The sequence below is a fragment of the Pseudomonas sp. 21615526 genome, from assembly GCF_013386245.1.
Lineage (GTDB): Bacteria > Pseudomonadota > Gammaproteobacteria > Pseudomonadales > Pseudomonadaceae > Aquipseudomonas.
This window is the reverse complement of sequence record NZ_JACAOM010000066.1, coordinates 37591-44593: the sequence shown is the minus strand read 5'-3', so window position 1 is coordinate 44593 and position 7003 is coordinate 37591. Positions and strand designations below refer to the sequence as shown.

Annotated in this window: 7 protein-coding genes; 4 read left to right on the top strand and 3 right to left on the bottom strand. The window is 61.5% G+C overall.

Annotation, left to right across the window (positions count from 1 at the left end; genetic code table 11):
- Both cysQ and nudE read right to left on the bottom strand, forming a co-directional pair.
- Positions 1-701: 3'(2'),5'-bisphosphate nucleotidase CysQ (gene cysQ, locus HX786_RS19255; RefSeq protein ID WP_178912476.1), on the bottom strand; the 701-nt coding region annotated here is incomplete at its 3' end.
- The gene (nudE, locus tag HX786_RS19250) at positions 698-1264 is read right to left on the bottom strand and encodes an ADP compounds hydrolase NudE (protein WP_003213218.1); all 567 of its coding nucleotides are present in this window, start codon (positions 1262-1264) and stop codon (positions 698-700) included. The genes nudE and cysQ, both read right to left, overlap by 4 nt.
- An 87-nt stretch (positions 1265-1351) precedes the next feature.
- Here nudE and yrfG point away from each other — a divergent pair, with 87 nt between their 5' ends.
- Entirely contained in the window at positions 1352-2014 is a 663-nt protein-coding gene (yrfG, locus tag HX786_RS19245; RefSeq protein WP_003213217.1) for a GMP/IMP nucleotidase, read from the top strand.
- Between the two features lie 120 nt (positions 2015-2134).
- Here the strand turns inward: yrfG and lysM are convergent, their stop codons facing one another.
- Positions 2135-2575, bottom strand: a complete 441-nt coding sequence (gene lysM, locus HX786_RS19240) for a peptidoglycan-binding protein LysM (protein ID WP_003213215.1) — start codon at positions 2573-2575, stop codon at positions 2135-2137.
- Positions 2576-2705: 130 nt separating this feature from the next.
- Here lysM and HX786_RS19235 point away from each other — a divergent pair, with 130 nt between their 5' ends.
- The 3 genes from HX786_RS19235 (at position 2706) to HX786_RS19225 (ending at position 6873) form a co-directional block, all read left to right on the top strand.
- Positions 2706-3593: a LysR family transcriptional regulator gene (locus tag HX786_RS19235; protein WP_003213213.1), complete on the top strand. Its 888-nt coding sequence runs from the start codon at positions 2706-2708 to the stop codon at positions 3591-3593.
- A 95-nt stretch (positions 3594-3688) separates the two neighbouring features.
- A complete protein-coding gene (gene fdhD, locus HX786_RS19230) occupies positions 3689-4528 on the top strand; it encodes a formate dehydrogenase accessory sulfurtransferase FdhD (protein ID WP_178912475.1) in 840 nt (279 codons plus the stop codon).
- Positions 4525-6873: an FdhF/YdeP family oxidoreductase gene (locus HX786_RS19225; protein WP_178912474.1), complete on the top strand. Its 2349-nt coding sequence runs from the start codon at positions 4525-4527 to the stop codon at positions 6871-6873. Before fdhD ends, HX786_RS19225 begins: the two co-directional genes overlap by 4 nt.
- The last annotated feature ends 130 nt before the right edge of the window (positions 6874-7003 follow it).

The following is a 7003-nucleotide window of genomic DNA, read 5'->3' as shown; positions in this document are numbered from 1 at the left end:
GCCCCTTCCAGCACCCCTTGCGCGGCCGCCGTGTCCCACTGCGAGGTGGGCGCCAGGCGCGGGTAGCAATCGGCGCTGCCCTCAGCCAACAGGCAAAACTTCAAAGAACTGCCGATATTGGCCAGCTTCAACTCGCCCAATCCGGCACTCAAGCCAGCGAGCAGGCGATCCTGTTCAGGGCTCGTATGGCGACGACTGGCAACCACAGTAAATGCTTCACCGCTCGCCGGGGTCTGGCGCACCTGGATTTGCTTGGGCGCAGCACCTACATCGGAACGCCAGGCACCCAGCCCGGCACCCCCGAAGTAGCACCGACCGCTGGTAGGCATCGACACCACACCGAACACCACGCGGCCTTTTTCGATCAGCGCGATGTTGACGGTGAACTCCTCGCTGCCGGAGATGAATTCCTTGGTGCCATCCAGCGGGTCCACCAGCCACCAGCGCTGCCAACCGGCGCGCACGCTCTGGTCAATGTCGGCGTCTTCCTCCGAGAGCACCGGAATGCTCGGGTCCAACGCAGTCAGCCCGGCGAGGATCAAGTGATGGGCAGCCAAGTCGGCGGCAGTGACCGGTGAATCATCGGTCTTGGTGGTGACGGCAACATCGGCGCGCCAATACGGCAGGATGACCTCGCCAGCCTGGCGGGCCAATTCGATCGCGGGGGCAATAAACGGGTGACCCAGGAACAGTTCGCTCATGGCTGGAACGCTCCACGTTGAGTCAACAGGTCGCGTACCAGGTACAGCGCGGCCAACGCGCGGCCCTCGCTGAACTGCTCGTTCTGCGCCAACTGCGAGAGCTCCCGCAGGTTGACCCGGTCGACGCGCATCGGCTCGGGCTCGTCGCCTTCCAGGCGCTCTTCATACAGTTCGGTGGCCAGCACCACCTGGATTTTCTGGCTCATGTAGCCGGGGGACAGCGACAGCTCGGTGATGTGCTCCAACTGGCGGGCGCCGAAACCGGCTTCTTCCTTGAGCTCACGGTCGGCTGCCGCCAACACGTCTTCGCCCGGTTCGATCAGGCCCTTGGGCAGTGACAGTTCATACTCGTCGGTGCCGCCGCAATATTCTTCGATCAGCAACGCATGGTCCGAGTCGATCATCGCCACGATCATCACCGCGCCATAACCGGCCCCCCTGCCCACCAGGCGCTCGTAGGTCCGCTCCACGCCATTGGAAAAGCGCAATTGCACTTCCTCCACGCGGAACAAACGGCTACTGGCGACTATTTCGCGGGCGAGGACGGTGGGTTTCTGGCGCATGAGCGGCTCCTTGGCGTGATCGGGTTACTATACCGTGGCTTTTCCGATTGTCTGTGTCGGATATCTTTTCTTACATGAGTGTTCTTTATGCCTCCATTGCCCTGGCACGCCATCGACACCGTCCTGCTGGACATGGACGGCACCTTGCTCGACCTGCACTTCGACAACCATTTCTGGATGGAGCACCTGCCCCAGCGCTATGCCGAGTTGCATGGTGTGAGCCGGGCCATGGCCGAGATGGAGCTGCAGCCGCTGTTCGAGCGTAACGCCGGACAGTTGCAATGGTATTGCCTGGATTTCTGGAGCGCCGAACTCAAGATCCCGGTACGCGAGCTCAAGCTGGAAACCGCGCACCTGATTGCCTTGCGCCCGGATGCCGACACCTTCCTGGCGGCGATCAAACAGGCGGGCAAGCGGGTGATCCTGATCACCAACGCCCATCGGGATTCGCTGTCGTTGAAGCTGGAACGCATCGAGTTGGCGCCTTATTTCGAGCGACTGATCAGCTCCCATGACTATGGTTTTGCCAAGGAAAACCCGCAGTTCTGGGACGCCCTGCACGCCGACATCGCCTTCGACCCGGCCCGCAGCCTGTTTATCGACGATACCTTGCCGATCCTGCGTAGCGCCCGGGATTTTGGCGTGGGGCACTTGCTGGCGGTGAAGGAACCGGACAGCCGGAAGGGGCCCAAGGACACGGCGGAGTTTGCAGCGGTTGGGGATTACCGGGACTTGATCGTAGGTTTGTAACAACACTGAAGGTCCAATGTGGGAGCGGGCTTGCTCGCGAATACGGTGTGTCAGCCACTGAATATATTGACTGACACACCGCATTCGCGAGCAAGCCCGCTCCCACATTGGGTCCGCGGATTACTCAGGAATACGCAGCGTCTGCCCTGGGTAGATTTTGTCCGGATGAGACAGCAGCGGCTTGTTGGCTTCGAAGATTTTGTTGTACTGGTTGGCGTTGCCATACACCGCCAGCGAAATAGCGCTCAGGGTGTCGCCCTTTTTCACCACGACAAAGCGGGCCGCCGCGACAGCAGGACCGGAAACGGTGATCTGGTCATCAACACTCGCAACGCCGGCGATGTTGCCCAGCGCCAGCAATATCTTCTCTTTCTCTTCCTGGCTGGCGACTTCACCTGTCACGGTCACCTTGTCACCGTCGACGGTGGTTTGCACATTGGGGTTACCCAATCCAACCTTGGCCACGTGCTCTTTTAACTGCTCGCTCGCGTTGGCATTACCCGGTGTCAACAGGTCAATCAACTTCTCGCCTGCTTCCTTAACAAAGCTTAAAAGACTCATGGTGCGCTCTCCTTGGGATTTAATTTCCAGATGCCAAAGACTAGACCAGTCCTACAGAATTGGGTTCCAGCCTGACCAAAGACCCAAACACGCTAGAATCCCACCGCATTGGAATAAGCCCGGAGCGAAGATGGACATCAAACAGCTGAAATTCCTCATCGCCCTCGACGAAACCCGTCACTTCGGCCAGGCGGCGGCGCGCTGCCATATCACCCAGCCGACCCTGTCGATGCGCCTGCGCAGCCTGGAGGAAGAGCTGCAGTTGCCGCTGGTCAATCGCGGGCAGCGCTTCGAAGGCTTTACCGCCCCCGGCGAACGCGTGCTGGCCTGGGCACGCACGGTGCTGGCGGCCTATGACGGCTTGCAGGCCGAGGCCGCTGCGTGTCGCGGCAACCTGGTAGGCACGTTGCGCCTGGGGGTGGTGCCGTTGTCGAGCTTCGATCCGCTGGCGTTGATGCAGAAGCTGCACAAGGAACACCCCAGCCTGCGCTTTGAGTTGTCCGCGTTAAGCTCCGAGCAAATCCTTGAACAGCTCGCCAGCAACCGCCTGGACCTCGGCGTGTCGTACCTCGAGCGCCTGGACGCCGAGCGTTTCGACTCCCTGGCCCTGGGCGAAACCCGCATGGGCCTGCTGTACGACCAACGGTTCTTCAGCTTCGGCGACAAGCCCCTGAGTTGGGAGGCGCTGATCGAACTGCCCTTGGGCATGCTCACCAGCGGCATGCACTTTCGCCAGTCCATCGACCACAATTTCCACAGCCGTGGCCTCAACCCGCAGCCACTGTTGCAGACCGATGCCGTCCATCAATTGTTACAAGCGGTGCACGGCGGCCTGTGTTGCGCGGTGATGCCACTGGACGGCGGCCTCGACGCCCTCACCGAGCACCTGCGCCTGCAACCCATTGAAGATGCTCACACTTTGGCTCGCCTGGGGTTGATCATGCGCCGCAGTGCACCCCGTTCGGCCTTGGCGGAAGCGTGTTTTGCGCTGTATCAGAAATCGCTGATCGAGACTTGATCGACGGCATCTATCGGTAGATCAGTACTGACGATTAGACGCGACCCTTTGTCGCGCCTAGTCTTACAGCTGAATACTCCCGGTGGTAATGCCCAATGAACGCCCAGCGCCCAGTCTGCGCGGCGCCCGCCCTCGAAACGCCCGCGCCCGCCGCCAGCCAGAGCTACCAGTTTTGTAATCTCGAACACACCGAATCGGCCCGCACCGCGCTTGCCGAGGAAGTTGCGTTGGCGATTGCCTATAACGACATCAGCCAGGCGGTGATGCTGGTGACGCCGACCGACCTTGAAGACTTTATCGTCGGATTCAGCATCGGTAGCGGCATTATCGAAGACGTTAGCGACATTTATGACCTGAAAATCAGCGGTTCGGGCTCGACCCAATACGCTCAGGTGCAGATTTCCAGCCGCGCGTTCTGGAATATGAAGCAGCAGCGCCGGCAACTCGCCGGCACCAGTGGCTGTGGGCTGTGCGGCGTAGAAGCCGTGGAGCAGGCGCTGCCCAACCTCAAGGTGTTGCCCGGCGCGCCGTTGCCGCCTGCCGAATGGCTGGATGGCCTGCGCCAGCGCATCAGCGCGTTCCAACCGCTGGGCCAGTACAGCGGCGCGGTGCATGCGGCGGTGTTCATGAACAACCAGGGCGAATTGTTGCTGGGCCGTGAAGACATCGGCCGGCATAACGCCCTCGACAAGCTGATCGGTGCGCTGATCCGCCAAAAGATTCCGACCGACGGCGGCCTGGCGATTGTCACCAGTCGCTGCAGCCTCGAACTGATCCAGAAAGTCTTGCGTGCAGGCATCCAGACCCTGGTCAGCCTGTCGTCGCCCACCGGTCTGGCCCTGCAATGGGCTCGCCGGCACAACCTCAATCTCATCCACCTGCCGCAGAAAAGTGCGCCGCGGGTCTATAGCCCTGCGATGGAGAATCAAGCGTGAGTAATCATCATCAAGCCGACGACAAACCCACCCCGCGCTACAAGCCCTATAAAGGCCCGGCGGGTGGTTGGGGCGCACTGATCAGCGTGGCGCAAGCCTGGCTGACCAGCGACAACGCGCTGAAAAACATCCGCATGATGCTCAAGACCAACCAGAACGGCGGCTTCGACTGCCCGGGCTGCGCCTGGGGCGACTCGCCGGAAAGCGGCATGGTCAAGTTCTGCGAGAACGGCGCCAAGGCGGTCAACTGGGAAGCCACCAAGCGCCGGGTCGACGCGGCATTCTTCGCCAAGCACAGCGTCAGCGCGCTGCTGGAGCAGAGCGACTACTGGCTTGAGTATCAGGGCCGCCTGACCGAGCCGATGAGCTACGACGCCGAAACCGACCGTTACAAACCCATCAGCTGGGAATCGGCTTTCGACTTGATCGGCAAGCACCTCAATGCGCTGCCAAACCCGGACATGGCCGAGTTCTATACCTCGGGCCGGGCCAGCAACGAAGCGGCTTACCTGTATCAACTGTTTGTGCGCGCCTACGGCACCAACAACTTTCCGGACTGCTCGAACATGTGCCACGAAGCCAGCGGCGTCGCCCTGGCGCAAAGCGTGGGCGTGGGCAAAGGCACCGTGACCTTCGATGACTTCGAGCATGCGGACGCGATTTTCGTCTGGGGCCAGAACCCCGGCACCAACCACCCACGCATGCTGGAGCCACTGCGCGAAGCGGTAAAACGCGGCGCCCAGGTGGTGTGCATCAACCCGCTGAAAGAGCGTGGCCTGGAACGCTTCCAGCACCCGCAACACCCGCTGGAAATGCTCACCAACGGCGACAAGCCAACCAACACCGCCTACTTCCGCCCGGCGCTGGGAGGCGACATGGCCATCCTGCGGGGCATGGCCAAGTTCCTGCTGCTGTGGGAACGCCAGGCCCAGGCCGAAGGCAAGGAGGCCGTGTTCGACCACGACTTCCTCAACGAACACACCACCAACGTGCTGGATTACCTGGGCGAGATCGACGACACCTCATGGGATGAAATCGTCGAGCAGTCCGGCCTGACCCTGGTGGAGATCGAGCAAGCGGCGCGCATGTACGCCAAAGGCAAGAACGTGATCATGTGCTGGGCGATGGGCATCACCCAGCATCGCCACTCGGTGCCGACCATCCAGGAAATCGCCAACCTGATGCTGCTGCGCGGCAACATCGGCCGCCCGGGCGCGGGCCTGTGCCCGGTGCGTGGCCACAGTAACGTGCAGGGCGACCGCACCATGGGCATCAACGAACGCCCGCCGGTGGCGTTCCTCGATGCCCTGGAGCGTCGTTTCCAGTTCCAGGTGCCGCGCGATAACGGCCACAACGTGGTGGAAGCGATTCACGCCATGCTCGAAGGCCGCTCCAAGGTATTTATCGGCCTGGGCGGCAACTTCGCCCAAGCCACGCCGGACAGCCCACGCACCTTTGAAGCACTGCGCAATTGCGACCTGACCGTACAGATCAGCACCAAGCTCAACCGCAGCCACCTGATGCATGGCAAGGACGCGCTGATCCTGCCATGCCTGGGCCGCACCGACATCGACATCCAGGCCGAAGGCCCGCAAGCCGTGACCGTTGAAGACTCGTTCAGCATGGTCCACGCCTCCAACGGCCAGCTGCAGCCGCTGTCGAAACAGATGAAATCCGAGCCTGCGATTCTGGCGGGCATTGCCGCCGCCACCCTGGGCAGCAAGCCGGTGGACTGGAACTGGCTGGTGGCCGATTACGACCGTATTCGCGACCTGATCGCCGACACCATTCCGGGCTTCAAGGACTTCAACGAGCGCCTGAAAAACCCGGGCGGTTTCTACCTGGGCAACTCGGCTGGCGCCCGTCGCTGGAACACCCCGTCGGGCCGCGCCAACTTCCGCCCGAACATCCTGCCCAAGGACCTGGTGCACGAACGCACCCGCAACACCGGGCAATTGCCGGACCTGATCATGCAGTCGATGCGCTCCCACGATCAGTACAACACCACCATCTATGGCCTGGACGACCGCTATCGCGGGGTCAAGGGCCAGCGGGATGTGTTGTTCGTCAACGAAGCCGACATCATCCGCCTGGGCTTCAAGCCGGGGCAGAAGGCTGACATCGTGTCGATCTGGGACGACGGCCGTGAGCGTCGGGTGAAGGGCTTTACCTTGCTGGCATTTGATATTCCGGCGGGGCAGGCTGCGGCTTATTACCCGGAAGTGAATCCGCTGGTGCCGCTGGAAAGCACGGGGGATGGCAGCCATACGCCAACGTCGAAGTTTGTAGCGATCCGCCTGGAAGCAGCGAGTGCAACCGGCTTGATCATGGCGAAGTCGGCCTAAGCGACACCTCATTGTGGCGAGGGAGCAAGCTCCCTCGCCACAGACAGCACCCGAGTTTCTTACGGGCACAAAAAAGGCCGCTTTTGCATAAAAGCGGCCGTTCCGAAGTAACTAAAGACTCGCAAAACTC